This window comes from Pseudomonas juntendi, from assembly GCF_009932375.1.
In the GTDB taxonomy this organism is placed as follows: domain Bacteria; phylum Pseudomonadota; class Gammaproteobacteria; order Pseudomonadales; family Pseudomonadaceae; genus Aquipseudomonas; species Aquipseudomonas juntendi.
Map to the genome: position 1 here is coordinate 1 of NZ_BLJG01000365.1, position 246 is coordinate 246.

The window sequence follows — 246 nt, forward strand, 5'->3', positions numbered from 1 at the left end:
GCACAGGTCGGCTGAATAATGAAAACGTCTTTACCGCGAACATTTTCATTGATCTCAGTGCTGATCTCGCCGTCGGAGAATTTACCGACAGAGACGTCACCGAGAGGGATATGCAGCTGACGTACTACACGCCGAGCCAGATCGGGGTTAGCGTTCCCCGTAAAGACCATCATCTTGGACACGCGCAGTACCTGGAGGCTGAGGGTATACCTGGATGAGTATAAGGAAAATGGCAGGGGCGGCTGG

General features: G+C 53.3%; 1 protein-coding gene. It reads right to left on the minus strand.

Going from position 1 to position 246, the window contains the following annotated elements; all coding sequences use genetic code 11:
• A partial coding sequence (locus tag GYA94_RS25975; RefSeq protein WP_161893386.1) for a ribose-phosphate pyrophosphokinase-like domain-containing protein occupies positions 1-182 on the minus strand: 182 nt, incomplete at its 3' end.
• Between the last annotated feature and the right edge of the window lie 64 nt (positions 183-246).